The organism is Alicyclobacillus fastidiosus (assembly GCF_026651875.1).
GTDB lineage: Bacteria > Bacillota > Bacilli > Alicyclobacillales > Alicyclobacillaceae > Alicyclobacillus > Alicyclobacillus fastidiosus.
In genome coordinates, this window is sequence record NZ_CP104067.1 from 3,108,978 (window position 1) to 3,135,354 (window position 26,377).

General features: G+C 48.3%; 28 protein-coding genes. 4 read left to right on the forward strand and 24 right to left on the reverse strand.

What is annotated here, in order from left to right; genetic code table 11:
* The first annotated feature begins 121 nt into the window (after window positions 1-121).
* Window positions 122-763, forward strand: a complete 642-nt coding sequence (locus NZD89_RS15455; protein WP_268003699.1) for an LssY C-terminal domain-containing protein — start codon at window positions 122-124, stop codon at window positions 761-763.
* On the opposite strand, the gene NZD89_RS29660 is transcribed toward NZD89_RS15455, so the two are convergent.
* From NZD89_RS29660 to NZD89_RS15550, 21 genes are all read right to left on the reverse strand, one after another.
* Complete coding sequence (locus tag NZD89_RS29660) at window positions 747-1,001, reverse strand: hypothetical protein (protein ID WP_369125271.1); 255 nt, start codon at window positions 999-1,001, stop codon at window positions 747-749. The genes NZD89_RS15455 and NZD89_RS29660 overlap by 17 nt on opposite strands.
* 76 nt (window positions 1,002-1,077) lie before the next feature.
* Entirely contained in the window at window positions 1,078-1,341 is a 264-nt protein-coding gene (locus tag NZD89_RS15460; RefSeq protein ID WP_268003700.1) for a sensor histidine kinase, read from the reverse strand.
* Window positions 1,342-1,460: 119 nt separating this feature from the next.
* Window positions 1,461-3,392: a glycoside hydrolase family 127 protein gene (locus NZD89_RS15465; RefSeq protein ID WP_431308615.1), complete on the reverse strand. Its 1,932-nt coding sequence runs from the start codon at window positions 3,390-3,392 to the stop codon at window positions 1,461-1,463.
* 34 nt (window positions 3,393-3,426) lie between these two features.
* A complete protein-coding gene (locus tag NZD89_RS15470; protein ID WP_268008508.1) occupies window positions 3,427-4,254 on the reverse strand; it encodes a carbohydrate ABC transporter permease in 828 nt (275 codons plus the stop codon).
* A 53-nt stretch (window positions 4,255-4,307) separates the two neighbouring features.
* A complete protein-coding gene (locus tag NZD89_RS15475; protein WP_268003702.1) occupies window positions 4,308-5,210 on the reverse strand; it encodes a carbohydrate ABC transporter permease in 903 nt (300 codons plus the stop codon).
* 78 nt (window positions 5,211-5,288) lie between these two features.
* On the reverse strand, window positions 5,289-6,521 hold the full coding sequence (locus NZD89_RS15480) for an ABC transporter substrate-binding protein (RefSeq protein WP_268003703.1): 1,233 nt from the start codon (window positions 6,519-6,521) through the stop codon (window positions 5,289-5,291).
* Window positions 6,522-7,285: 764 nt separating this feature from the next.
* Window positions 7,286-7,813: a GNAT family N-acetyltransferase gene (locus NZD89_RS15485; RefSeq protein ID WP_268003704.1), complete on the reverse strand. Its 528-nt coding sequence runs from the start codon at window positions 7,811-7,813 to the stop codon at window positions 7,286-7,288.
* A 139-nt stretch (window positions 7,814-7,952) separates the two neighbouring features.
* Window positions 7,953-9,248 carry a PQQ-dependent sugar dehydrogenase gene (locus NZD89_RS15490; RefSeq protein WP_268003705.1) on the reverse strand — a complete coding sequence of 432 codons (1,296 nt, stop codon included), beginning with the start codon at window positions 9,246-9,248 and terminating at the stop codon, window positions 7,953-7,955.
* A 351-nt stretch (window positions 9,249-9,599) separates the two neighbouring features.
* Window positions 9,600-10,253, reverse strand: coding sequence for a hypothetical protein (locus NZD89_RS15495; protein ID WP_268003706.1), 654 nt, complete (start codon window positions 10,251-10,253; stop codon window positions 9,600-9,602).
* Between the two features lie 106 nt (window positions 10,254-10,359).
* Window positions 10,360-11,577, reverse strand: coding sequence for a formaldehyde dehydrogenase, glutathione-independent (gene fdhA / locus NZD89_RS15500; RefSeq protein ID WP_268003707.1), 1,218 nt, complete (start codon window positions 11,575-11,577; stop codon window positions 10,360-10,362).
* Between the two features lie 20 nt (window positions 11,578-11,597).
* Entirely contained in the window at window positions 11,598-12,089 is a 492-nt protein-coding gene (locus NZD89_RS15505; RefSeq protein WP_268003708.1) for an aromatic-ring-hydroxylating dioxygenase subunit beta, read from the reverse strand.
* A 27-nt stretch (window positions 12,090-12,116) separates the two neighbouring features.
* On the reverse strand, window positions 12,117-13,484 hold the full coding sequence (locus tag NZD89_RS15510; protein WP_268003709.1) for an aromatic ring-hydroxylating oxygenase subunit alpha: 1,368 nt from the start codon (window positions 13,482-13,484) through the stop codon (window positions 12,117-12,119).
* A gap of 28 nt (window positions 13,485-13,512) precedes the next feature.
* Entirely contained in the window at window positions 13,513-14,757 is a 1,245-nt protein-coding gene (locus NZD89_RS15515; RefSeq protein WP_268003710.1) for an MFS transporter, read from the reverse strand.
* 45 nt (window positions 14,758-14,802) lie between these two features.
* On the reverse strand, window positions 14,803-15,627 hold the full coding sequence (locus tag NZD89_RS15520; RefSeq protein ID WP_268003711.1) for an alpha/beta fold hydrolase: 825 nt from the start codon (window positions 15,625-15,627) through the stop codon (window positions 14,803-14,805).
* A gap of 33 nt (window positions 15,628-15,660) precedes the next feature.
* Complete coding sequence (locus NZD89_RS15525) at window positions 15,661-16,623, reverse strand: DODA-type extradiol aromatic ring-opening family dioxygenase (protein ID WP_268003712.1); 963 nt, start codon at window positions 16,621-16,623, stop codon at window positions 15,661-15,663.
* Window positions 16,624-16,732: 109 nt separating this feature from the next.
* Window positions 16,733-17,122, reverse strand: a complete 390-nt coding sequence (locus NZD89_RS15530; protein ID WP_268003713.1) for a RidA family protein — start codon at window positions 17,120-17,122, stop codon at window positions 16,733-16,735.
* Between the two features lie 433 nt (window positions 17,123-17,555).
* Window positions 17,556-18,170 carry a 2Fe-2S iron-sulfur cluster-binding protein gene (locus NZD89_RS15535; RefSeq protein ID WP_268003714.1) on the reverse strand — a complete coding sequence of 205 codons (615 nt, stop codon included), beginning with the start codon at window positions 18,168-18,170 and terminating at the stop codon, window positions 17,556-17,558.
* 52 nt (window positions 18,171-18,222) lie between these two features.
* Window positions 18,223-18,366, reverse strand: a complete 144-nt coding sequence (locus NZD89_RS15540; RefSeq protein ID WP_268003715.1) for a hypothetical protein — start codon at window positions 18,364-18,366, stop codon at window positions 18,223-18,225.
* Between the two features lie 54 nt (window positions 18,367-18,420).
* On the reverse strand, window positions 18,421-18,510 hold the full coding sequence (locus NZD89_RS29665) for a hypothetical protein (RefSeq protein WP_369125198.1): 90 nt from the start codon (window positions 18,508-18,510) through the stop codon (window positions 18,421-18,423).
* A gap of 1 nt (window position 18,511) precedes the next feature.
* Window positions 18,512-18,883 (reverse strand): hypothetical protein, encoded by a 372-nt coding sequence (locus NZD89_RS15545; protein WP_268003716.1) that lies wholly within the window; start codon window positions 18,881-18,883, stop codon window positions 18,512-18,514.
* A gap of 85 nt (window positions 18,884-18,968) precedes the next feature.
* Window positions 18,969-19,844: a helix-turn-helix domain-containing protein gene (locus tag NZD89_RS15550; protein WP_268003717.1), complete on the reverse strand. Its 876-nt coding sequence runs from the start codon at window positions 19,842-19,844 to the stop codon at window positions 18,969-18,971.
* Between the two features lie 172 nt (window positions 19,845-20,016).
* On the opposite strand from NZD89_RS15550, the gene NZD89_RS15555 reads away from it, so the two are divergent.
* The 3 genes from NZD89_RS15555 to NZD89_RS15565 are packed head-to-tail and all read left to right on the forward strand — an operon-like array spanning window position 20,017 to window position 22,733.
* Complete coding sequence (locus NZD89_RS15555) at window positions 20,017-20,913, forward strand: sugar phosphate isomerase/epimerase family protein (protein ID WP_268003718.1); 897 nt, start codon at window positions 20,017-20,019, stop codon at window positions 20,911-20,913.
* Between the two features lie 28 nt (window positions 20,914-20,941).
* Window positions 20,942-21,964, forward strand: coding sequence for a Gfo/Idh/MocA family protein (locus tag NZD89_RS15560; RefSeq protein WP_268003719.1), 1,023 nt, complete (start codon window positions 20,942-20,944; stop codon window positions 21,962-21,964).
* On the forward strand, window positions 21,927-22,733 hold the full coding sequence (locus tag NZD89_RS15565; protein ID WP_268003720.1) for a sugar phosphate isomerase/epimerase family protein: 807 nt from the start codon (window positions 21,927-21,929) through the stop codon (window positions 22,731-22,733). Before NZD89_RS15560 ends, NZD89_RS15565 begins: the two co-directional genes overlap by 38 nt.
* 221 nt (window positions 22,734-22,954) lie before the next feature.
* On the opposite strand, the gene NZD89_RS15570 is transcribed toward NZD89_RS15565, so the two are convergent.
* From NZD89_RS15570 to NZD89_RS15580, 3 genes are all read right to left on the reverse strand, one after another.
* Window positions 22,955-23,785, reverse strand: coding sequence for a carbohydrate ABC transporter permease (locus NZD89_RS15570; RefSeq protein WP_268003721.1), 831 nt, complete (start codon window positions 23,783-23,785; stop codon window positions 22,955-22,957).
* A gap of 13 nt (window positions 23,786-23,798) precedes the next feature.
* The gene (locus NZD89_RS15575; RefSeq protein WP_268003722.1) at window positions 23,799-24,734 is read right to left on the reverse strand and encodes a carbohydrate ABC transporter permease; all 936 of its coding nucleotides are present in this window, start codon (window positions 24,732-24,734) and stop codon (window positions 23,799-23,801) included.
* Between the two features lie 109 nt (window positions 24,735-24,843).
* Window positions 24,844-26,130 carry an ABC transporter substrate-binding protein gene (locus tag NZD89_RS15580; RefSeq protein ID WP_268003723.1) on the reverse strand — a complete coding sequence of 429 codons (1,287 nt, stop codon included), beginning with the start codon at window positions 26,128-26,130 and terminating at the stop codon, window positions 24,844-24,846.
* Window positions 26,131-26,377: the final 247 nt, after the last annotated feature.

Here is a 26,377-nt window from a genome sequence, read left to right on the forward strand (position 1 = left end):
GTCTTTTTTCTGTTAGCATGGTCCCATCTTGGAAATCATGGTTTATACTTTTTACGAATACCACACAGCATTGGACGGATGAGGTCGGAGACTAGGTCTAGACATCGAGGAGGGCACTGAAATGTATAAATCATTCAACAACAATGAACAAATCTCTCTCGACAAATATCCTAAGTGCTCATTAACCAAGCACGGGAGACCAGGCGACCCCATTAACATCTTAATACTTGCGGACAAGACGGTCATTACACAGGTTTTTCTCAAAGCAGGTTGGAAAATTCCAGACCCCGTTAGCGGAAAAACTGGATTAAAAATTGGCGTTGATTCGATTTTTGGAAAACCTTATCCAACAGCACCTGTGAGCAACCTATATTTATACGCACGAAAGGAAGATTTAGCGTTTGAACGACCTGGGAAAACCGCACGTACTCGCGAACACATCCGTTTGTGGGATACGGGAGATTTGTATGACGGAGAAGCCGTATGGATTGGATCTGCAACTTACGACAACGGCATTGAGCTAAGCCATGTCAATGATTTACCAACCCATCATATAGATGCCGATGTAGACAAGGAAAGGGACTCCGTCGTTTCACAATTAAAGCCATTTATGGTATCGAAAATTAAAATCCCTTACTCCACGCCGACCAACGATGGACACAACGGTGAAGGAGATCGGTACTATACAGACGGTTATATCGCGATTTTATCGGCTGAGAAATCAGTTGATAAGGGCAATTTTATGATCACCACACTAAAGTAACGGTACCCAACGGTGGAAAGTACCAATACATCGATACTTGCACGTCGAGTCGAACAGTCACAGTGACGTTACCAAGCATGCTTTTGTTTACGGATAAGTGATTTTTTCGGAAGGTGTCCTTCCACATTCGATTGTGCTTTCGATATAGGGCATTTTCCAAATGAAGCACATCTGCCCCTTTGTTCACGCCACTTAAAAAAGTAGACGTAATTTCTTCGGTGATTTCTTTTTTTAACATTTGATCCGCTTTGTTATCTGCTCCATAATCAGCCAATATCGTCGACTTTCCTCTCACACGGACACGTGACCAAGCTTTAAGACGTGAAACGGCTGCTCAAGAGAGTCTTAATTTTGCGGTGGCAATTCCACCACCATGGTGGTGCCGCGCCCCAATGCGCTCCCACTGAGATGTGGCCACCATTCGCTTCTATCAATTGGTTGGCAATGGCCGTCCCTAAACCGGATCCCTTCACCTGATGCTCCGATGTGTTCGTCCCACGGTAATACCTGTCGAACAAATGGGCCACGGCATCTTCATCCATACCCGTGCCATTATCCCGTATTTTAACAGAAGCCATCGATGTGCCCCCGCCACGAATTGCTTCGACACGGTCAGTTGCACTCGATGGCTTTTTATCAAGATCTAACGGTAGAGTGACACCATCACTCAAGACTTTAAACCGTTAAAGTTCCATCATCATTCCGTTCTTAACCAAACACACATTTCGCCGGGTTCGCGATTGCACCATGAGAAATAAGGCACGGCACGGATTTCCGTCGACACGCGTTCTGTGGCTTCATCAAACGGTAAATATAAGTTCTGGTCTGAATTCAAGGAGCTCCGCCACGCTTGAACAGTGATATAAGGTACTCCCTGTAAGAACTCCTTATCAACATGAAATTCAGGTTCAAGTTGTTTCTTGAGAACGATGTCAGAAAGGTTCGTCCCGTTGTCAACTTCCTCGACACAATACACGATCGGTCCACGCTGAAGAGCAACCTTGCCGGCATTGGCCCGAACAAATTTGTTGGCCACCACGCGTTCGACGTGCATGGGGAGTATCAATTCCAGTTGATCGCCGTTGTTCCATTGTCTTTGCACTGTTGCATATCCATTTTCCACATTAACAGCAATGGGGTGACCATTGACTCGGATCTGCGCTTCTCGGGTCCAACCGGGAATTCGTAACCTGGTTGCAAACTCCGCAGGTCTTTCCATCTGAACCTCGAACTGTATATGTCCATCCCAAGGGTATTGTGATTGTTGGGCTAAGGTTACCCGTTGTCCAGAAGTCTCCCACCGAGCCTCGCTATTCGAATAGAGATGAACGTATATGCCTTCGTCATCGTACGAATAGAGATAACGGTGAATGGAGGCCAACAACCTTGCTATATTGGGTGGACAACATGCACAACCAAACCAGCTTTGTCTCGTGGTTTTGACGCTAGCCATATCGTGCCGATGGTTCGCAGTCGTCGGCCAGACCTCCAGCGGATTCACGTAGAAATACTTCTTTCCGTCCATAGACATCCCGCTCAAGACTCCATTGTACAAAGCCCGCTCCATGACATCACCGTAGTCCGCATTCACATCTATCTGCAGCATTCGGTGAGCCCAAAATACCAAACCAATGGCTGCACATGTCTCCGTGTAGGCTCGGTCATTCGGGAGATCATAGTCGACAGTAAAAGCCTCCTCGTATGCACTAGAGCCGATTCCACCTGTGATATACATTTTCTTCTGAGTAACATTGTTCCAAAGTTTACGACACGCTTGTAGTAATGAATCATCATCCAGTTCCTTGGCCAAGTCTGCCATAGCACTATAGAGATACATCGCCCTGACCGAATGGCCTTCCGCTGTCTCCTGTTCCCTCACCGGCACATGAGCTTGAGAATACGCGAAGTTATAATGCCTAGGATCCTTTCGCGCCTCGGCTTCCATTCTAAAAAAGTTGGGCTCTTGACCACGCTCATCGATAAAGTAACTACTTAATTCCAAATACTTATAATCCCCCGTCGCACGGTACAACTTTACAAGCGCTAATTCAATTTCTTCGTGGCCGGGGTATCCCATTAATTTTCCAGGTTCGGGCCCGAACTTAGTAGATATGTGGGTAACCAGACGACACACAATATCTAGTGCTTTACGCTTCCCCGTCGCTTCGAAATACGCCACGGCGCCCTCGATAAGGTGTCCTGCACAATACAATTCATGCCAGTCCCTAACATTCGTCCATTTCTTATCAGGTTCCTTGACGATAAAGTATGTGTCCAGGTATCCATTCGGTTCTTGCGCTCTTTCTAATAAATCAATTACCTCGTCGGCCACCCTTTCGAGCTCTTTATCGGGGTGTGTGGCCAAACTGTACCCTACCGCTTCAAGCCATTTCGCTAAATCACTATCTTGAAACACCATCCCGTTAAATTCTCCATCGATTTCTTTTGCTGCAATTCTCAGATTTCTAATTGTGAAGCTTGGTGGAGCATCTGGTTCAGTATCGTTTAGAATCCTCCACTGATAGGGTAAAACCGTTTCTCGAACGAGTTGTACCCGTTCTGACCAGAACGACGAATCCTGTAACGTTACGTTCGCGTCTCCCATCGCCTTCAGCTTATCCATAACCATGAGTCTCCTTCTCGCCTTTGAAAGTATAAATCCATTAACCCTTTGAACCAGTTAGCGTAATCCCCTGGACAAAGTATCGCTGTAGAACAAAGAACAGGATGACGATAGGCAGTAAAACGACTGTCGAAGCAGCCATGAGATATCCCCACTGTTGCTGATACTGCCCCAAAAACTGTGCTAGCCCCAACGCTAAGGTAAACTTCGAATCCGAGTTCAAGTAGATAATCGGACTTAGGAAGTCATTCCAAACGCCAATAAACGTGAAGATTCCAACGGCGATAAATGCCGGTTTCGACAGCGGTACAACAACTCGCCAGAAGACCTGCCAAGGAGTCGCGCCATCGATGTACGCCGCCTCATCCAATTCTCTCGGGATACCCAAGAAGAATTGGCGCAATAAAAACACGTTGAACGCTCCACCGCCAAACCAGGCAGGTACAATCAACGGCCAAAATGTATTTACGGCCCCGATCGATTTCCACATAATGAACGTCGGAATGAGCGTTACTGCGTATGGCAGCATGAGTGTACTGATAATCAACCCAAAGACCACACGTTTACCTTTCCAACGCAATCGCGCAAAACTATACGCGGATACGCCCGCTGTTAATAACGTCCCTGGCACAACACCGATTTCGATGATCATCGTGTTCTTGAAGTAAGTGAGAAATGGGGCTTCGGTGAGCGACTGAACGTAATTTCCCCATTCGAATGGATGGGGCACCCACTCAGGAGGAAATTTGAAGATCTGCCCATCAGACATCAGTGAACTCCGTATGAGCCAGATGAAGGGCAACAACATCAACACACTGCCAGCGATTAAAACTAAATAAATCAACCCTCGACTCATGCGACGTGTCATTTTTTGAGACTTCTCCTTCAGTACCGCAGATACGTTCACTTCACTTCGAATACTCACATCGCATCGGCCCCCTCATAGTAGACCCATCTTCCGGAGGTTCGGAACACGACGACCGACAAAATCATAATGATGATAAATAGGATCCAAGACAGGGCGCACGCATATCCCATGTCTCCGTACTGGAACGCATATTGAAAAATGTTGTAGACAAAAAACTGTGAAGCGTAATTGGGTCCGCCCTGAGTCATTAAATACGCCTGGTTAAAGGTTTGAAACGTTCCAATAATCGATAGCACTAGGTTAAAGAGAATGGTCGGTGTCATTGAGGGAATGGTCACGTGAATCAATTTACTCCAGGCGCCACCACCATCGACTTCTACTGCATCGTACAAATGAACGGGGACACCTTGCCGACCAGCGAGATAGATAATGACTGTGTTCCCTAGTTGCCAAATACTCATTAAGGCAAGCGAGGGTATGGTCGTTGACGGGCTGTATATCCACTGTGACGCAGGCAACCCAAGTGCCTTCAGAAAACCGTTCAAAAGGCCATAGGTAGGATTAAACATCCACATCCAAAGCATAATACTCGATACACTCGGGACCACATAGGGCAGGTAAAAGATCGTACGGAAGAGAGATAGTCCTCGAACCTTTTGGTTTAACAACAGCGCAATCAAAAAAGCGAGCAGCATGCCAATTGGAACGGCCAGAAGCGAATAATACAGAGTCACCCAAAGTGATTTCCAAAAAACCGGATCCTGTGACACCATATGATGATAATTACCCAAACCAATAAACTGCGGCTTCGCCCCGATTTGCCACTTTGTAAGCCCTAATAGGAAAGAAGCTAAAAACGGTCCCAGGGCAAATATCAGAAACCCCAGTATGGATGGTAATGCGAATATAATCCCCCACTTTCGCTCCATGCTCTCCACTCCAGAGCCACGCTTCATTGCTACACCTCCACTCGTCACTCGTGTCTAGCGATCCGCCGGTCGAATCGTTCCCCAAATCACACATACTAATAGTCCTTAATGGGATGGATACACACCTTCAAGCAAAGGAGTCACTTGCGAACCAATCTGATCGAGAACGGTCTGTACAGGTTCCTTGTCGGCCCAAATCAGGTCCAACTTTTGCTCTATCACTGTGTCAATTTGCGAGAAGTTCTTTAACGTATTCCCCGGATCTGGAGCGGAATAATTGAGCACTGTGTTGATCACCGCATCTTGATATTGCGGCTCAGGATGAGCACTGTTATACGCCCATTTTTTCACTAAGGACGGATCCGTGTAGTATTGCTTTTGCAGCGGCATCCACAGCCCTTGTGTCACCAATTGACTCAACGGATTGGTCTCAAACTCCAAAAATTTAATCGCCAAATCGGGATTTTTTGTACTGGAATAAATGGGTTGAGCACCCGAAAACAAAAACGACACTGGCTTTTGAATTTTCGGCAGCACACCGATACCGAAACTCAGGTGTTCCTGATTAAAATCTAGTAACATCCATTGACCATCCATAATCATCGCGTACTTTCCGGTTTGTAGAGCTTGATCTGTACCTGGGAGATTCTGTGACTGCGACGGAGTAGGCATCACGTGATACTTCCATATCAGGTCATGAAGTTTTTGAAAGGCATCAACAGCTGCAGGTGAGTTCATTGTGTACTTTGTTCCAGCGGCATTGGTAATGCTACCACCAGCGCTCAACAGGTAGTTATACCAACCGTCATAATTGTTCTCAATAGGCATATTGACGCCATATTGCACGATTTGATTCGGATTAAATCCAGGATCATTGGGGTGTTTTCCGTTACTATCCACAGTAAGTTCTTCAGCAACCTGAACGAACTGCGACCAACTCCACGCCTTGCTCTCCAAATCTGGAGGAGGAGAAATATGTGCCTTCTTGAAAATAGAAGGGTTATAATACAAATTTTCATTCTCTAAGGTACTTAAGTTCGTATACTTCCCAGGAGCCCAATAAATATAAGCTTCCGGCAACCAATTTTGAAGCTCGACGTCTTTCTTTACATAAGGTGCAATATTGAGAATATGCCCTTGCGCGCCCCAGATAAGCGCCTGGTTAGACCCCAAATATGACATGTCTGGCATATTCCCTGAAGCCATCAACGTGTTTAATTTGGTTTGATAGTCAGACGGAATGATTTGCGGAGTGACGGTAACGCCTGGGTTATCCTTTGAGAATTCAGCCGCCTGTTGAGTCTGAATCTGTTTTTCAAATGGACTTCCCCAAAACATGAACTGCAGACTCTTCGAGTCACCCGTGCTTGAGCCCGAGCTGCCGCAACCGACGACCATCACACTTGACAATGCGGTTGCCAAGGATACTGTCAATACCTTGTTCTTGTTCATAAGAACTTCCCCTATCGTTTTAATCGTTCGCTCAAAGGACAATTGCGTCGCAAATCGATATGAATGTCACATACAACCCAAGCACGTGAACCATCGCGACGTGCCATCAAAGCTACAGCAGGCAGTATTTAAATCCCCTACTGCAATACTTTATAACTCTCTCGACAGCCCGATGGCACCGCTTACATACAGACCCCCACTCATCACGATATTTTGAATCAATAGAACATTGTGCGAACGTATTGTCACCTTAAGCAGAAATCTCAATATTCATATATACAAATCGAGGGACAACATTATAACTTGGATGTACATATTTATTCGGAAAGAAACTGAAACATCCGTACAACCGCAAATGAACTGTCAACACGTCGTCCTTCGTTTTTCTATCGTGCTAGACCGTAAGTGGATTTTAAAATCTTGGGTCATCGACCAATCGAGAACGATGGGGCGAAACTCCACAGCGAGGAGAATGCTGAGACTTGATTCACGTCGGTGAGGTTCCGATACGTGGCGAAGAAGTGTTTAGCGGGATCAATCAAAGAGTGGTAATTCGTGTGGAGTAGTTGAAAACCGCATAGGGGCCAGGCACCTAGCCCATGGATAGCATCCTATGCGATGAGGGACGTGCACGCTGCGACGAAGACGGCTTATTTATTGCGTAAAACGGTGATAAAACCATCTAGTATTTCGTGGCTAAACACAAATCCTTTTCGCTTATAAAACTCCAAAGCGTCGGAGTTGCCGTTTGACACGAAGATAAAATAGTCCTCGACGTCGTCAAATTGATGCAACCATGTCATTGACATCTCGAATAACCGGGAACCGATGCCACTTTTTCTGTACTCTTCTCGAAGATAAAACTGCGATAAACAACCTACATCGTGCTTACGTACGGAAGAGAGATCAAAAAAGGTGGCAAAATCGTTGGCATATGTTTCTTTCGGAGAGATGTTCGAATATACATAGCCAACTGGTTTTTCACCATCTTTCACGACGACAATGTGATTGTGCAGGGCACTTTTGATGGACGGAATCATTCTGGTCTCAAAATTCATGCTGTCAAATAACTCTTGTCTAATCTGTGCCTTTGACTTTTGAAAGACCATGAGTTCATTGCACAGCTCTCTGCAGCATTCACTATTTTCACTAGGAATCGTCTCATATTGGATGGTCACGGTTTCATCCCCTTTGTGATCATCCTACAGGTACGCCTTCATATGTACACCCCACTTTCTTAACGATACCATAGGGCCCGATGCAACATGTAGAAATTGCATCCCACCTGGACCACCGCGGGACAGAACAAGCTCCTTTTCATTTTTTCGTGATTCTCCAGATTACACCCGTATCTTTTGTAAATCCTCCTCTCTTACTGACACCCATATCGACAACAAACATTTCATTTGTCGAACCGAATACGACGTCGATTGGACGTTCAAATCCCCCATCTCCAGTGTACGTCGCTGCATATCCGGATCGATTTACGGCAAAGTTCTTCAGCCTACCCGTCTGCAAATCGATTTGAGAAACGCGATGCCCAACCTTTGGCAACCGTTTTCCTCCTGCTGTCTGTGCACCACTTCCAAATTCGGCAACAAAGGCGTGCTCGACCGGACCAAAATCTGGATTATAGTTGAAATCGAACCCCATCGCTGCTGAGTGCGGTGTGAAAACTGCGACGGGTAACGGTGGCTGCATGGGGTGCTGAGCAAGTAAGAAACGAGGCTGCTTCTTTCCTTCCGGCTTAAAACAAGGTAGTGTCACTGGATATCCCCCCGTGTAATCCGGCCACCCGTACCAAACCCCAGGCCGGATACGCTGGAACTCATCCGGTGAGTTTGCGATATGGCGGCTCCCTCTCTCGTCCATGCCGTGGTTGGTGGCAAACAGCCGATGATGGCGGTCGAACTTGATTCGGAACGGATTACGTAGCCCCCACGCGACCAATTCTAAGTTTGAACCGTCGGGGTTGGCCCGTAAGATGCTTCCACTCGCCGCTGTGATCCCTTTTACCTTTTCCCCTTGTTTCGTTGACACACTGAATGGCGAAAAAGCGCCGGTGTAGGCTTTATCCTCGGCCGATTGAGTCAGAAAGTTGTTTGAGACAAAATTTCGCCCGACCAAACGCACTCGAGCTCCCGGATAATCGTGAAAAAACGGGTATCTCTTAACCCAACGATTGTCTTCGCCGACGACGCCGGAATTCGTCGCCGTCCCCTGACCGAAGTACATTTTGCCGTCCGGGCCAAAGACAACCCGGTTGTTGTGATGATCTCCCCAACTCGGTAGTCCCGCCAGAATATCTTCCTTATCGCCGTCAGGCTTGATGACCGTAATGGCTCCTCGATGAGAGACGTATACATTGCCGTTATGACAATTGATCCCGGTTAACGGCGGGGAAAATCCGTCCGCGACGACCACAAATCGGCCGTCTGTGTACTTCAGAACCTTGCCGTTGCCATCTGTTACTCCTGCGTCGGCCACGAACATCTCACCTGTATCCGCGATCACTAAATTGATAGGGACATTCAAACCGTCTGCGAAGACGTCGACCTGATATCCCGCCGGTACAACAATATCGCTGGGATTCAATTTTCTTGTGCCATTCAACGACCAACCACCCCCTGGAGGCTTCCTGAGACAGAATATGCTGGTCATCTTTGTCCTTAATCCAATCGGAGCATGCTCGCAAGTCCAGTCATCAGCCATCCGGAATCGGCTTGCTATGAATCTTTCTGATGATCTTTCACGACCGAGGAGGGTTTTTTCTCTAATGCGAGGAAGGCATGAGTCGGAACGTAGCCGGAGGGGGCTTAGAGTGTTGATGGTGATTGCGTCTTAGTCGCCTCTATTGACTCCCCCTTGTGACCTCATTCCCAATTGTTCACTCGATCCGGTGAACAATTGGGATGAAGTCTCTTCTTGTACGTCGCGAATCGCAAACGATACGAGGAGAACTAGTCAAACATTCGCTGCTGAATGATTGACCGCCAGTTGAGTTTTTACCGTTTCCAGCGTCCAATACTTTTCTGGCTTGGTCGCCTCTAATTTTTCAAGGCATTCCCGATGAATTTCAGCGACTCGCTCTGGCGTAATGATGTCTGCTGGGTCACATTCGACAATGTTTACCGTCGTTTTGTCCTCATACAGGCGTTCACCTTTAAGTCTGGCGTGTTCGTCATATGGCCACAGGAACACTTGGCGACTCGTGTAATGATAAATTTTATCGGGATGGTCGACTTCGAACCCTAAATCGATTAGTCCCTGCCCTTGGATCAACTGATGGAATGTGAGTTCATCAGATATTCCCCAATCTGCCACAGCGAGCAAATCATCTGAATGCCACAACACGGATTTTGCCGCGATGTTATAAAATCCGACGACCGCTTCTTTCCCTTCAATCACCGTGGGGTTACTTCCCCAAGTCACCCGATAAGTGGGGTTGTCAACCATCATGTCAGAAGCGATAATCTCGTCGAACATGCCAGCACCCTCAAGGTGGACATGTCGACGAAAGTTTTCGAGAATAGCGACGTGTAAAGGGTTTGTCGTCCGTTCCAACAACCTTGCAACTGGATTCAGGCAAGTATAGATTTGCGCTTCAAATTTACTCATCTCATTCCCTCCAATATTGACAGGCAAGTGCTGTTGTTCGCAGGAGTGAAAACCGTGAAGGGCGACCGGGGAGACATCCCGTATGACTGAAACGTTCTGAACCGACTTATCGATTGATGAGACCGTGTGGGTCTAAAACGAACTTTCGGGCGACTCCGTCGTTAAACTCCTGGTATCCAGCAGGGGCTTCGTATAACGAGATGACAGTCGCGTTCACCGCCTTCGCAATCGCCGCCCTGCCACTGAGGATGGCGTTCATCAGCTGTCGATGATAGCGCATAACCGGCGTTTGCCCTGTCGTAAAGGAATGCGCTTTCGCCCACCCCAATCCAATCCGGATTTTCAAAGATCCCACTTTTGCGTCCTCATCCGTCGCCCCAGGATCCCCTGTGACATACAGTCCGGGTATTCCTAATTTGCCGCCAGCACGCGTGATTTGCATCATCGTGTTCAACACGGTGGCAGGTGCCTCCGTGTGAACGTGCCCGTGACCATGGGCTTCAAATCCGACGCAATCAATCGCGCAATCCACCTCAGGAAGACCCAAGATTTGTTCAATTTGCTCACCCAAATCGTCATGCTCACTCAAATTTACCGTTTCACAGCCAAAACTGCGCGCTTGAGCCAAGCGTTGCTCATTTAAATCTCCGACAATTACCACCGAGGCCCCCAGCAATTGTGCAGAGTGCGCTGCGGCGAGCCCGACCGGGCCGGCGCCGGCCACGTACACTGTGGAGCCAATCGTCACCCCTGCCGTGACCGCCCCGTGGAATCCAGTCGGAAATATGTCAGAGAGCATCGTCAAATCAAGAATCTTTGCCATCGCTTGTTCTTTATCCGGAAACTTCAATAGTTGAAAATCTGCATAAGGAACCATCACGTACTCGGCCTGGCCACCGACCCAGCCGCCCATGTCGACATACCCATAGGCGGATCCTGGCCGGTCTGGATTCACATGGAGACAAATATGTGTATCCCCGTGCTTACAATTCGTACAGCGCCCACACGCGATGTTAAACGGTACCGACACCAAGTCTCCCTTGTGAATAAACTCGACATCACGCCCGACTTCGACCACCTCACCGGTGATTTCGTGCCCCAGAACCAGCCCTTCTGGTGCCGTCGTACGACCGCGGACCATGTGTTGGTCACTGCCACAAATATTCGTCGACACAACCTTTAGAATGACACCGTGTTCACATTTTCGACCCACATTCAATGGATTGACACCAGGCCCATCCTTCAGAACCAAATCTGGGTATTCAGTGGCTTCCACTGCGACCCGCCCCGGGCCTTTGTACACGACTGCACGATTTCCTGTCATGGTAACATCCCCTTCTTCACTTAAATGAAGATACTCAAGTTCAACATGGAGAGGACCGTTTGGTCCGGATAAATGGTCCGCTGGACGAGTTTTAGCCGATTGTCGACTCGCCGAATCACATCCACGCGTTCGCCGAACATCTGCTCAATTTCAGGTCTGTCGCGAATACTTCTTAAAATGAGAAAGTTGCTATGAACTTCTGCCTCATCCTCTGACGCACCCGCTTCCACAAGGACGTTGGACACAAAGCGCCGAGTGCGCGTATGCGGGTTTTCCGCCCATGCCGAGGTGGTCCGAAACCGCTGCACACGGGTGATTAAACTGCGCTTGTTTTCGTCGAAAAACGTCATGTCATCGACGATATCATCTGGGTGTTCAAAGTCTCGAGTCACCCGCACAGGCATCCGATAACTCAGATTGTCATCTAGTAGTTCGAGCCACTCTTCAAATTTCCGACGATCCAGGAGTGCTGCCTCTGTGTAGAGAAAATGACAGATTTCCTCATATGTCATCGTTTCATCCCCCTTTCCGGAAATCGCTTACAGGACACCTGTCGGAACATCTGCCTCTTTCAATAGGGAGTCGACCCAGTGTTCGTAAAACGCACGCGATATGGCGTCCAGATAACAAGTTGGATACGCGGTTCCCGGTCCCGGCCACGTTAAATCGGGCTCCACTCTGTCGAGGCCCATCAGATAGTTCAAGGCATTGTTGTAATGAACGTCTTTATCTTGCGCCATCGTCCCTCGAGTGGTTTCTGCCACTCTCGTCCAAATCTCCGCATCATCTTGCTCCAGGGTTCCTGCAGGGCCAAACGAGCCAATGTAGCTGAGATATGACGCTTGTTTAAACGATTCAGGCGCCTCTTTATCCACCATGAACCACGAAGTGACCTCTATTTTCATCGGTCCGACGGGCCGCCAAACGCGAAAGTTGACAAACGAAGTCAACGGTTCATCGGGACCTCCGGTTCCGTGCATGGGGCTGACGAACGACAGATTTGGAAAGCAATTGCCGACCATGATCATCGTCTTTTCAAATACGTCGAGTTGTTCAGCACTCAAATTCCGTTTGAACATCGGCCACATTTCCGACGGTAGGCCTTGGTAGGGCGGTACATCCGCTCCAGCTTTTGCCGCTGTACACATATTGATGCCGTGTCCATTGTCGAGCACGACCTGATGACCGTAACTAGCGTACATCGGATCCTTCGGACTAATGCCTAATTCTACCGTGGAGCGATGGCTCATCGCTGTATGATATGGATCTCCGCCAAAGTTATCTGCACTGATTTTCCAATTTGTGTTGATAATCCATTTTTGCGGGACGCCGCGCACTTCCATTCCCGCATCGCTGCGACCGAGCATAATATCGAAATACCATTTCATATCACCCAAGAAATCCTCTAGCGGCTCGGCATGTTCGTTCAACGAGCCAAAAATCATCCCGCAATAACTCGATACCTTCGGGATTTTTCGCAGTGACCATCGACTGCGATCCATTTCCTCCCCGTACACTCGGTTTCCCGCGACAATCCCAATCAAATCGCCCGCCAGATTAAACGTCCAACCATGATAAGGACAGGTGAACGCCTTTTTCTGACCAAAATCAGCGGTGCACAATTTCGTGCCGCGATGTGTACACGAGTTCAGATACGCTTGAATCTGACAATTCTCATCCCGCAATAGCAGGACTGGGTCATTGACGATCCAACGAGTCACGTAGTCGCCGGGCTGTTCGATCTCCGACTCGTGACCTAGGAAATTCCACGTCTTTGCGAAGATTTGCTCCACTTCGGCTTGATAAATTTCGTCGTCGGTAAACGCCCATTGCGGCAATAGACCACGTTGAATCTTTTCCTTCACGCCTGCGAGTATCGTCTTGTCGATTGCGGCACTCTTCGCCAACTCCATCAACCTCCATGTTTGAAGAACCTTAGCCGACCGAAACTACTCCCTCGCTGTGTACCGGCCTGGCCACACGTCTTGGTGCGGTCTCCTTAATGCCAAAGCCGACGAGGAATACTAGAAAGGACCCGGCAGCAGAAATCAGCATGGGCGCTATGAGACCATGGTGATCCGCTGCAATTCCCGCTATTGTCGGCACCGTGGTGCCACCGAATATCTCGCCGATCATCATCATGATGCCTATCGTGGAAGCAGCAAATACCGCAGGTACAGATTCACTAGGAATGATGGACATCGCGATGGGGGAGTAGCCCTGCCCTATCGCCAATACAAACAATAGGATGATGATAGGAACAATCCCAGTGTGCACTGTCGCCAAAACCAACGGCGCTAGAGTGGCAAGCAGTCCCGCGATAATGAGCGACGGTTTTCGCCCAATTCGGTCAGACACCAACGGCACGACAAATCCCCAAATCCAAGACCCAAAACCAAACGCGCTCATGGCCCAACTCATCTGCGTAGGGCTGATTTTATCTACCTCTGTCATCAGAATCGGGGCGAACGTTGTGAAGGTAATCAGCCATGTGATAAAACCGATGGAACAAATGAGGCACAACCAGGTGTTTCGGTTTTGAAAGATGACTTTATAGTCCGACCAACTGAGCTTTCTGTGAGCGAGCTCTTGTGTGATCTTCGGTTCCCGCATGTACTTTGCCACGATGACTGCGAGAATGAGGGCCGGAATCGCCAACAAGTAAAATGCCACCCGCCAGTTGAATGCCGTTGCGAGAGATACGACAATCAGTGGTGCAATCGCGCTGCCGAGCAAGCCACTCGCACTTTGGACAAAGCCAATGTTGAAACCTTGACGACTCGGCGTCGACGTTGCTTTGACCGCACTTGCTCCAATCGGGAACACAGGCCCTTCAGATAATCCCATCAAGGCCCTGACCAGAACCATGCCCATGAATGACCCAACGACGCCTGACAGGACGGATGCCAGTGCAAAGACCACAATGAAAACAACCAACACTTTTTTGCGATTTCCTATTAAATCCGAAAAACTCGAGAACAACCACGCGGATACACCCCAACACACCGACAGCGCAGAGGCAAACATACCCACTTGTGCGTTATTGAGATGGAGATCTGGAATGACAAACGGCGACAGAAAGGTAATGCTTTGGCGATCCATGAATACCAATCCAAATGCGAAAAACATCATGAGGATAATCCCATTTTGATAAGACCATACCCGCGATCTCTCTTTCATACCTCACCCTCCTCGTATACCTCTGAAAGCAAAACGAGTTTTCATCTATTTCGATGCATTTCGTGCATGAGTCCGAATAAATTGAATGAGCTGTTGATTAAACGGTTCTGGACTTTGACTCGGACAATAGTGTCCACCCGGAATCACGACCATTTGCGAATTTGGAATCAACGCATGCATCTCTTGGCCCATACTCACATCGTTGATCTTGTCCTCTGCTCCCCAGACGACGAGCGTCGGCAGTTGGATGTGTGGCAATCTGCGGCGCAGATGATACCTCGCGCGATGCACCGGGTTGTTCATATGATTCAGAACCCTTCGGTACGATTCCACTGCGCCTGGCAGCAAGGTCCGCTGATACCAAACATCCGCCATCTCTGTGACATCAGACCCGTCGTGAATGGTCTCTGTCGCGTGGGCCAAAATTGCCTCCCGAGTAGGGGCTTGAAACTGTGTCATGGTCGACAATGTACGCGTCGACATACCACCGCTGCCCACTAAGCTCAACGTGCGAACCCGGTGAGGACTTTCATAGGCTAAGAGCGCTGCCACCCAGCCGCCCATTGAATGCCCGACGATATGCGCTGAGGAAATGCCTAACGCATCTTGAAACTCCCGTACAAAATCCACCAGATAAGCAAACGAGTACTCGACCGACAGTCGGTCACCCTTTCCCCATCCAACAAAATCAGGAGAAAATACATGAAAATGTCGGCTGAGTTCAACGATATTGGGAAGCCAATAATCACCGCCCGTCCAAAACCCGACGCCATGGAGCAGAATAAGAGGCTCTCCCTCCCCTGCCTCCAAATAGTGGGTTACGCCGTGACTCAGCGCGGTTTGACGTTCCTGAACTGGGGAAAATTCCACCAACATCCTCCTCCCTACTCGCCCTTTGACTTCCTATTGCCAGACTGCGAACGTCATCCCTACGCCCGTTCCAGCAGGCGAACGATAGCCAGAAACATAATCCAAATACTGTAGATTCAGATGTTCCAATGCGCCCGCAGCAACGATCCAGTTCAAAATTTCCCCAGAGGCCCCCTCCAATTTTTCCCTCGGCAAGGTCTTCAGGATATCTGCGTCTTTGTTCTTGAGTCCCTGGATGACAAGTTCGTCCAACTTCTCATCCAGCTTGAAGTGGCTTAAGCCGCCGGATCCAATAATGGCAACGGTTTTGTCTGGGTCCCACGACTCGATGGCCCGTCTCAGCGCTCGACCGAATTCATAGCAGCGGGCAGGAGTAGGTTGATTGGGTTGAAAGAAGCAATTGACAAACACAGGGACCATGGGAATGTCTTTTTGCGGTGCCAAACGACGTTTGACGAATGTGTACGCATGACCTAAAGAGCGATTTTCCAGTTGCGTTTTACTTTGAGCGACGTCAAATCCCTCGGTCACCATGCACTCAAGGATGTGTCTACCGAGGTCGCCCTCAGTAGCGTAGTGAACAGGTTCGTCCGTTGTATGCCACGCCCATATGACCGGCCTTAAGGACGGGTGTAACTCTTCTAACTTGTGGGGTAGATCCTTAATTTCCGAACCCCAAAACACGGCGAACGTCGGCTTCACCTCATCCCAGAACAGCTCTTCTTGGTCATCTCCAATCACGACCAAGACATCCGGATGCACGTCCTGAATGACCTTATTCAAATGCTCAACAGCGACCTGACATTGTTCGTACTTTTGCTGCCATAGTTCGGGTGATAGCTGATCCTGAAGAACATGGGAGAGTTCACGCTCTCGCGCCTCGTACTGCGTATCCGGATTTTCGCGATCCCGTTCGGCATGCATGGCCCAGACATCTGATGGACTGCTGACCTGTGGGCTATGAGACGAGCCAATTCCTAGCACGATTTTAGCCATGGTACCCCTCCTTATGATGAATCCTCCGACTTAAGTTCGAATGAATGCGCTTTCTAACCAGGCTGGATATAGGCATCCCGCGTAACCCCAAACAGCGAGATCGATGAACCTACTCGCGAACGACGGCAGTAATTTCAACTTGCACGACTGCCCCGTTTCGCAAGTGCGTCACCGTAGAATGTCTCGCTGGCCGGCTTTCCGGATTGGGAAACATCTTCACCCATTCTTCATTCACCAAGTGGCGCAACTCCTCATTCTCGAGATACACGGTCATTCTACCGATATCTTCCGGACTGCCGCCGGCGCCCTCCATAAAGTGACGAACGTGTTGGAAGACAAGTTGAACCTGCTGTCCAGGATCCTCCGGAATCGTTCCGGTAGACGGATCAACCCCGGCAATGGCTGAGGAGAATACGAAAGGCCCAATTTTCGCACCTTGTGGAATGAGCGTTTTCCCGTGCGTAACTCCCTCGATTTCAAGACTCTTGCGACAACTCAACTTAGCCACCTCATTTACTTATCGATTAGCACAGACACCCTATCATCACTGCGTAGGTAAACCTCTTCGGAATCGCGATTGCCCGTTGGTTGAATTGTGCTTTAACATCCGCAATCCAGCCAACATTTTTGTTAACAATTTTATTGCGGGTGATGGTCTTGATTTGAAAAGCGATTCCAACGGTAAAAGCCCAAAAACAAAAGTACAATACCAAACTATTATGAAGACGCTTTATATATGCACATCATCGATTGAATGTTTGACCACTTGTCCTTTTGTCCCAGTCTGTGCACTCAGGCACCTGAGAAGGAACACTATGAATCACACCTTTTTACCAAAACAAAACGGGCCATCCATCTAGCGATTTTCACTTTGGGACAGCCTCTACCCGATTTCTTGAGACTATTAGAACTCATCATAGTAAATCGATGAGCTACGAACTCCGAGTTTCCCAATCAAACCAGTGTTCTGTTAAATAAAGATCTTTGGTCGTACGAGCTCCGTAGAATAGCCAAGCTTGCCGGGTGAATCCCTGAGCAAAAGCAGACTCAAGAAGGGCTTTGATAGGTGCAAGACCGGAACCACCTGCAACAAACACGATGTCGTTATCTAATGAACGTAATTGCATACGTCCAAACGGACCTGAGCCACTTACGACGTCCGCCGAATCTGGAGTCACTCTCTCATTACTAACAACTTCCCCACTAAAATCACGAACCGGAAATAATTGCAATCCCGGTTCTTCATCCTCCTCGACTTCCATGATCATGTCACTACGCGGCATAGTACTGCACATTAAAATGTATCCTTCTTGTCGTTCAAACTCCATCAAGGCGAACTCGGAAACACGATTCATTAATTCGTAATCCCCATCGACAACCTTCGCTTTGCAGGACGAGCAATTACCATGGCGACAACCGTATGGAACCGACATCCCACTCCGAATCGCGGCGTCTAAAACGGTCTGCTCTGATCCGCAGCGGACTTCTACCCCACTGGGCTCCATCCGAATAGAAAACTTTTCAGTTCCTATATTCATGGTACTCATTGAAACCACTTCCCTAGGTTAGAATCGCTTTCTTATGCTCTTTATTCACCAGTCAATGCCCTTGGTTTGAACCAGCATTCGTGGTTTTATCTACTTCTTCCAGGTCAGTTACCTGGTGTATCACTTGAAGTTTTTTTAATTCCATCTCTCTTATATGAGCGGACTGCAAACGTAGTCGTTGCGCTAATCTCATCACTCGAGCCCTCCTCCTTTGCAGTGCTACCCACCCCATTGATTTCAACCTCCATTTCTAGAAACCGTTGTGTAACGAGAAATGAATCGTGAGTGCCACCCAAAGATTTACTCGATCATTCATATTGCTCCAGTCGATTAAGCACAACTCAGTAATCTTGTCGAGCCGATATCGTAATCCCGCTACCGGGTGGAAATTCAGTTCTTAAATCAATCAATGGGTCGATCACGCTCTGGACTTGACTTCTATCATGGATACCTATAAGCATGATAAGAGGTAACCTGTCAAGCGCCGAACCTAACCTATCACACCGATCTTCAATCAATCCGGGTGTCTGCCCCTCGTCGTCAATCAAAGTGCGAAAAAGATCTTCGAAGTTCTGATGACTAGCACGGACTAACAACTGCCGATGAAACAATTCAATTGCTAGAATTTCTTGTGCACGCTCTAAGAGCAGTTCATCCTTTGTCCGCTGAATTTCATCTATATCTTTGTTCCACCATCCCCACCACGAAAACAATCGTGGTCCTTTGAGCTACGTTAGTTTAATTCCTGGACAGTCGACTCACAATCTTCTTGAACAAAATAGATAGGCACAATGGCGGTTACATAACATGCGTTGTTGGAACGTCCACCTCTTGGCGTCTCAAGTCACTCGGCATCCGGTTCTTATATTTTTTAAAAATGCGTCCAAAATACGTGACGTTACTAAAGCCTACTTCACAAGCGATGGTGGTAATGGGTAAGTCGGTTTCGAGCAATAGTTGTTCAGCCTTCATGACACGTAAGATGTGTAAATACTCGACTAAGGTCTTCCCTGTTAACTTCTTAAATATATGACAAAAATAATTCGGACTCATATTCACCATTCGAGCTGCTTCCCGTAACTGAATGGTTTCAGCAAAATGCTCGCGTAGAAAGGTTAATAAAGATGTGAACTGTGTCGTCTCATGACTTTGCCGCCTTGCTTCGCCCGCCGGTGGATAGTTGCGAAAGATCACACCAAACAATCTATAAAATTCAGATTTAATAAAAAGTTCGAATCCAGTTCGATGATGTTCAAACTCATCGATGATGGCCAGAAGTGAGTGGCGAATATCTGGGCAGAGTGGTTCATCCATTTTAATGAAGTTAGGCAATTGTAAACGGTTGCTTAAAAGGGATCCAAAGTACCGATTATCGGTGCAATCCAGACCGGCATTTCTCAACAGGACGTCGTTGAACACCACGGCAATCATTTCCGTGTCATCCGTGAGCGGTGTCGCACTATGAACCTGCTTCGAATTGACAAACATCAGCTCACCCTTCTGCATGTCGACAAAGTCGCCGTCTACTTGAAATCGTGACGCACCACGAAGAATGACGACCCATTCCAGGTGATCATGCCAGTGGGGCTCAAAATTCTGGCACCTAAACGTATTCATCGGAAAGGTTTTGTCGGGAATCGGCGTGATCTCATGAATTGGACTGCTGGTGGTCATTGTTGTGACACCTCCATCTAGGACGATTCCTGCGACGCGATATGTGCCAGTATACAGCAATTTTACATTGAAAAGCGTAAAATTGTGCGAATTCGTGTGACACCCTGACATAGTTCCTATCATCGAACAGTCATACCATAGATTCTAATCGGAGGTGGTCATCATCAAGCAAATGGACGGCGTTAATCAGATCCGAATTGGTACGTTGGTCAAGGGGGATCAAGCTGTACGCGTCATTCCGCAAATTCTGGAGCATGGCTTTGAATCGTTTAGTTTAACCTTTTGGCAGACAACCGGTACGGTGAATTTAGACGAGTTAAGCAGGCAGATGGAGAATATTCTGTCTGAATCAGATGCGGTGATTTCCAGTCTTTCTATCTTCGGAAATCCGCTTACCGGACACGGGGATAACGCAGATACGCTTGCGAGTTGGGAACGTTTAATTGACAAGGCGAGGAGCTTCGGGACCGATCTCGTCACTGGATTCACAGGACGCATGCCTGGAGCCATTGAAGATTCGCTTCCCAAGTATGCAGAAGTTTTCGGTGAGTTGGCGAAGCGCGCACAGGATAGAGGTGTGCGGATTGCCTTTGAAAACTGCGACATGGGCGGTACATGGGAACATGGCGACTGGAATATTGCGCACAATCCGTTGGCTTGGACGCATATGTTTGAGGCTTTGCCTGCCGATAACATTGGACTTCAGTGGGAACCTTGCCACCAGATGGTCAGCTTGATCGATCCCATTCCACAATTAAAGAAGTGGATCAAGACGGGCAAGATTTTCAGTGTCCACGGAAAGGACGCGACGATTGCGTGGGACGTTGTTCGAGAACATGGCATTCACGGACCAAAACAGTTTGTCTGGCACCGTACCCCAGGTTTCGGCGACACCAATTGGACAGATGTCATTTCAATTTTGCGCAATGGTGGATACGAGGGTTCGATTGACATCGAAGGCTTTCACGATCCCGTGTATCGCGACGCACTCGAGATGACCGGACAAGTCCATGGTCTGAATTATCTCAAGCGTTGTCGCGGTGGGGATTTCATTCCGAATCCTAGCTGATTTGTTGCGAAATGAGGAGGGAATTTTAGTGGCGAAATATCGCGTGGTGGTCGTCGGATGTGGTGGCATGTCGAACAAGTGGTTTGATTACCTCGCACTGCGAACGGATACGGAGGTTGTTGGACTCGTCGACATTTTTATCGATGCTGCCAAGTCCATGGCAGAACGTCGACAACTCGAGGTTCCTGTATTCTCAGATTTGGAAGAAGCTATTGAAGTCACGAAACCGAATGTAATCTGTGATGTGACGATTCCCGACAGTCATCGCCAAGTGGCGCAAACAGCGCTCGCGGCGGGATGCCATATTCTTGGGGAAAAGCCGATGGGCGCTTCACTGGAAGATGCGAGAGCGATTCTACATGCGGCGAATCAGTCAAGCTCACGCTATACTGTCATGCAAAATCGGCGCTATAATCAGCAAATTCGGGCCGTACGTGACGGGATACAGCGCGGGATGATTGGCAAAGTCGGCGCGATTCACGCGGACTTCTTTATCGGCGCGCACTTCGGAGGCTTTCGCGATGCCATGGCAAATCCACTGATTCTAGACATGGCGATTCACACTTTTGACCAGGCACGGTTCATTTCCGGGGCGGATCCGGTGTCTGTCTTCTGTCACGAATTCAACATGCCAGGCTCGTGGTATCAGGGAAATGCGTCAGCTGTGTGTCTCTTTGAGATGAACGACGGATCCGTCTTTACTTATCGTGGATCCTGGTCTTCAGAAGGGTTCAATACCTCATGGGAATCCGACTGGCGCGTGATTGGCAGTCTTGGAACCCTTCGTTGGGACGGCACGAATCCGCCCGTGTGCCAGGTGGTAGATGAGACGAAACCGCACGCATTTATCCATGAATACAAAAAGATCAAGCTCCCGATGACATGGGAGGGTCAAGAGGGACATTGGGGCTGTTTGGACGAAATGTTCGCCGCGATTGACGAGGATAGACCGGCGGAGACCGACAGCAAAGACAACATCAAGAGCGTGGCCATGGTGTTTGGCGCCATTGAGAGTGCCAAAACCGGCAAGAAGGTTCGAATCGAGTACTAAACTCAGAGGATTCCATCACGACTGGGGAGGCTATTTAGATGAAACTCGGAGCGAAGCAGAGCGTTTTCACGAGGACTTTCAAAATGCCGTTCGTTTGGCAGCGGAACTCGGTGTGGAGAACGTCGTCACCTTCGCCGGTTGTCCTGGGGAATCTGAGACTTCACAGAATCCTGTATGGGTCACTTGCCCGTGGCCGAACGATTTTTCGAGAGTGGTCGATTGGCAATGGACGGAGAAGGTCATTCCATATTGGACTGAACAGGACAAATTCCTGAGAGAGAACGGGGTTCGCGTCGCCATTGAGCCGCATCCAGGATTTGTCGTGTACAATTCGGAGACCTCTCTGCGCTTGCGCCAATCTTGCGGTGACAGCATCGGTGTCAACTTTGACCCGAGCCATCTCTTCTGGCAACAGATGGATCCGGTTGCATGTATCAAAGAGTTGGCGAAGGAAAACGCACTGTACCATTTCCACGCGAAGGATACCGCCATTTATCGAGACAACACCTCGCTAAACGGCGTACTCGACACGAAGTCCTATCGAGATGAGATGAACCGTTCATGGATATTCCGCACGGTCGGCTATGGACACGGGGAAGACGTCTGGCGGGATATCATCAGTGCGTTGCAACTGGTCGGCTATAAAGGCGCTGTCAGTATCGAACATGAAGACAGCTTGATGTCCGTGAACGAAGGTTTCCAAAAGGCCGCGCAATTCCTAAAAGGGCTACTGATTCAAGAACGTATTGGCGAAATTTGGTGGACCTAATGGTACATTAAGAAGATTCGCTTGGAGGGCGATAACCTCAGGCTACGTCGAATGACGTGAGCCTGGGGTTATTTGTCGGATCGAAGCAAGTATAGCCTTCCAGTGCACCACCCTCGTCTGGTGCGCAACCGACTACGGGGCGTAGGGGCGTACATTTCCTCGCAAAACACACCAAAAAACCGAGTACCTTTTCGGTACTCGGGCACCTTTATCCTCAGTGATTAACCCTTTAGACCACTGCTCGAGATCCCTGCGGTGATAAAACGTTGAGAGAAAATGAGAATCAATGCTGCCGGAATCGACGCGATAACCGCAAACGCCATCATCGGCCCCCATTGGTTACCATACTGTCCGGAATACTGAAAGACGGCCAATGTCACAGGCTCGATGCGGTTGCTTGTCGTCATCGTCAGCGCAAACAAGAAGTCTCCCCAGGAGAACAGAAAGGCGAACAATGAGGCTGTCACCAATGCGGGTTTAGCAATCGGTAGTACAATTCGTAAAAAGGCGGTCCAATTGTTTCCTCCGTCCACGAAGGCGGATTCCATCAATTCATGTGGAATCGATAGCATAAATGCTCGCAGGATAAGCACACAGAATGGCACCGCGTAGGTCGAGTCCGCCAGAATAATCCCAAAGTAGTTGTTCAGAAGACCTAATTTGTGAAAAATGACAAACAATGCGTTCGCAAGGGAAACACCGGGCACCATTTGAACAATTAATAGCGCCAAGAGCAGAATGGAGATGCCTTTGAGTCGAAAGTGCGCTAGGGCAAACGCCGCTGGCGACGCAATCAGGAGTGAAAGAATCACCACTCCAAATGCGATGATTAAACTCGTCACCAAGTGCGTCCATTGTGAACTCAGTACTTGTCCATACACTCCCCATTGCGGCGTCGGGGGATAGAACGCCGGATTGCTCGCAAATAACTGCATGTTGGTCTTCAATGACGAAACAATCATCCAGTACATTGGAAACACCAAAATAGCTACGCATATCAAGGCGACTACGAAGTAGATTCCCTGTCCCCAACGCTTTTGCGCAACTGTCATCGCAATATCCCTCCTACTTGAGCGATTTTTTGTTGAACCAGAGATAAAAGAAGGTACAGACTAAGGCAATAATCATCATTCCGTTTGCAATTGCCGCCCCTTGACCAAAATTCAGATTCGTAAAGGACAACGTATAGGACCACGTAGACAATAGTTGCGTAGAATTGGCCGGTCCACCGCCGGTCAGCGAGATGACAATGTCAAATACTTTTAATGTGTAAATTAGACCCAACATCAAAACGATGGCAAACACCGTGCGTACACTAGGAATCGTAATATGCCAAAAGGACTTCCACTTTGACGCGCCATCTAACTGAGCCGCCTCGTACAGTTCAGCTGGTACATCCTGTAGCCCGCTGTAAATCAAGACCATATTAAACGGAATTCCAGCCCAAATATTTGTCGCGATAATGACCAGCATGGCAAGCTGTGAGTGCAACAACCACGGGATCGGATGGTGAATGATATGGAGTGACAGCAGCACCTCATTGACAATACCGTCGTTCGCATCGAACATCCACTTGAATATCGTTCCGGAGATCAGTGCTGGAATCAGCCATGGAACGAGGATCATTGACCGAAGAAACTTGCTTCCCGGAAACTTGCGATTGAACAGGATGGCTAGCCCTAACCCTATCGAAAATTGGAATACAATCGAGAGCGCGGTGAATTCCAACGTATTCCCCACCGTATGCCAAAACTGCTGTCCAGACCACGCCTGGATATAATTCTTCAGGCCGATGAAATGCGCGTTTCCGCTGATCATCGTAATTTGGTTCATATTTTTAAATGAAATAATTAGGCTGTAGTAGAGTGGATATCCAAACATCAGTACCAGGTACACCATCAGTGGAAGTATGAACAGCCACGGTCCCCAGCCAAGACCTTTTCTTCTCTTTGCTTTCAGCGCAGTCGTCACGTCCTGTTGCTTGGTCACTACAGCAGACACGATTGTCTTGTACCCCTTTCCCTCCGGGCGAAAAAACCTAACGCCCGCGCAAAATTGTGAGAGAGTTCGTACGATCAAGTCGCACGAACTCATAAGATCTAATCACTACTTATTGAGAACTAGAACTCAACATTTGCTGCGTCGCGCTCTTTGCCGTCGCCAGTGCTTGGTCAACGCTTGCTTTTCCGGTGAGTACGGATTGAAGGGCGGTTCCCCAAATATTAACCGCGTTCGGATAGTTTGTTCCCAAGTCAGCTGTTCTCGCCCTCGCTGTCTTTACCTCCGTCTCAAACGTCTTCAGGTATGGGTACTTACTGACGACTGCGTCCATCGCCGGTGTGTATGCCGGGATAGTCTGATTAGCCGTATTCCACGCGATTTGATTCTGCTTTGTATCCGCCAGCCACTGTATAAATTTGAAAGCTGCTTGTTCTGTGCTTGAATTCTGTTTTGTTACCGTCCAAACTTCCCCTCCCAGTGGGCTGACCACTGTGTCTCCGACTTTTGGAACTGGAATGGTCGAAATGCCATAAGACAATCCTCTGATCTGTTGCAACGAAGGAACAATCCACGGGCCATTGATGACCATCGCGACTTTGCCTTCCTGAAATTGATTTTGGACATCCTGTTGGTTCCAATTGACCACGTCTTGCGGCATCGATCCGTCTTTTTCCATGGTTAAGAGTAAATTCAGTGTGTTTTTTGTTCCCGCTGAGTCTATGTTATTTTTTAGGTCGCCACCGTCAGTCCAGAAGAATGGCTCTGTCTGCCAAGCAACGTTTCCTATACCACTCGCCCCAGAAAAGGCAAATCCATACGTAGAACCATTTGTCAATTTTTTAGCATCCGTAACTAATTGAGCCCATGTCTGAGGAGGTTGCTTGATTCCAGCCTGTTGAAACATTTTCTTATTGTAAAACAGCCCAATGGTGTTATTTCCATTCGGAAGAGCGTAGAGAGAATTGTTGTACAGACCTTCACTTAAGGAACCTTTAGGAAAATTATTGGTGTCTATATGTCCTAATGTGGTCAGTGGTACAAGTACACCCGTGCTCGCAATGTCCGGAACCATTGGGTTGTCTAACATTAAGACATCCGGCAAAGAGTTGGCAGTCGCTTCTTGAAGTACTTTTTGCTGATAAGATCCGCCCGGAACCGATGTTCGGTTGATGGTTACGTTTGAATTTTCTTTTTCGTACTCGGAAATTAAGGTATTCATCTCCGTATCGCCCTGACCACTCGTGTAATAATCCATTAAGGTCAGCGTGATTTTCTTTCCGGATGAATTGCTACCTCCGCCGCCAGAGCCACTAGAAGTTCCGCAACCGTTTACAAGGGTGACAGTACCAGCCAACAGAATAGATGTCGCCCAACCTGCCGTCTTTACATACTTCATTCATTTCGTCCCCCTTTTTCGCACACTGACCCTTTTCGAAATCGCTTTCTAAGCTAACAAAAAACCTCACATGTACGAACAAATAAGGAGGATAGAGAACGGAACATTCTGATATAATCATTGTTCCGCACTCACACACCTTCGCCTTGTACGTACCCATTGATGATGGACTTATGATAAATGAATTCACCGTCATCTACCACCTGCGATATCACCGTTTAGTCGTACAATATTACGTATTTGAATC

What these genes read in the sequence shown, in the direction of transcription:
- NZD89_RS15505 (WP_268003708.1), bottom strand. Translation starts at nt 12,089, where the DNA reads ATGACATATGAGGAAATCTGTCATTTTCTCTACACAGAGGCAGCACTC.
- NZD89_RS15480 (WP_268003703.1), bottom strand. Translation starts at nt 6,521, where the DNA reads ATGTTTTGGGGAAGTCCATTTGAAAAACAGATTCAGACTCAACAGGCG.
- fdhA (WP_268003707.1), bottom strand. Translation starts at nt 11,577, where the DNA reads ATGACAGGAAATCGTGCAGTCGTGTACAAAGGCCCGGGGCGGGTCGCA.
- NZD89_RS15550 (WP_268003717.1), bottom strand. Translation starts at nt 19,844, where the DNA reads ATGACCACCAGCAGTCCAATTCATGAGATCACGCCGATTCCCGACAAA.
- NZD89_RS15525 (WP_268003712.1), bottom strand. Translation starts at nt 16,623, where the DNA reads ATGGCTAAAATCGTGCTAGGAATTGGCTCGTCTCATAGCCCACAGGTC.
- NZD89_RS15460 (WP_268003700.1), bottom strand. Translation starts at nt 1,341, where the DNA reads ATGGCTTCTGTTAAAATACGGGATAATGGCACGGGTATGGATGAAGAT.
- NZD89_RS15495 (WP_268003706.1), bottom strand. Translation starts at nt 10,253, where the DNA reads ATGAGTAAATTTGAAGCGCAAATCTATACTTGCCTGAATCCAGTTGCA.
- NZD89_RS15475 (WP_268003702.1), bottom strand. Translation starts at nt 5,210, where the DNA reads ATGAAGCGTGGCTCTGGAGTGGAGAGCATGGAGCGAAAGTGGGGGATT.
- NZD89_RS15515 (WP_268003710.1), bottom strand. Translation starts at nt 14,757, where the DNA reads ATGAAAGAGAGATCGCGGGTATGGTCTTATCAAAATGGGATTATCCTC.
- NZD89_RS15535 (WP_268003714.1), bottom strand. Translation starts at nt 18,170, where the DNA reads ATGAGTACCATGAATATAGGAACTGAAAAGTTTTCTATTCGGATGGAG.
- NZD89_RS15580 (WP_268003723.1), bottom strand. Translation starts at nt 26,130, where the DNA reads ATGAAGTATGTAAAGACGGCAGGTTGGGCGACATCTATTCTGTTGGCT.
- NZD89_RS15455 (WP_268003699.1), top strand. Translation starts at nt 122, where the DNA reads ATGTATAAATCATTCAACAACAATGAACAAATCTCTCTCGACAAATAT.
- NZD89_RS15470 (WP_268008508.1), bottom strand. Translation starts at nt 4,254, where the DNA reads ATGACACGTCGCATGAGTCGAGGGTTGATTTATTTAGTTTTAATCGCT.
- NZD89_RS15570 (WP_268003721.1), bottom strand. Translation starts at nt 23,785, where the DNA reads ATGACAGTTGCGCAAAAGCGTTGGGGACAGGGAATCTACTTCGTAGTC.
- NZD89_RS29660 (WP_369125271.1), bottom strand. Translation starts at nt 1,001, where the DNA reads ATGTTAAAAAAAGAAATCACCGAAGAAATTACGTCTACTTTTTTAAGT.
- NZD89_RS15465 (WP_431308615.1), bottom strand. Translation starts at nt 3,392, where the DNA reads ATGGTTATGGATAAGCTGAAGGCGATGGGAGACGCGAACGTAACGTTA.
- NZD89_RS15555 (WP_268003718.1), top strand. Translation starts at nt 20,017, where the DNA reads ATGGACGGCGTTAATCAGATCCGAATTGGTACGTTGGTCAAGGGGGAT.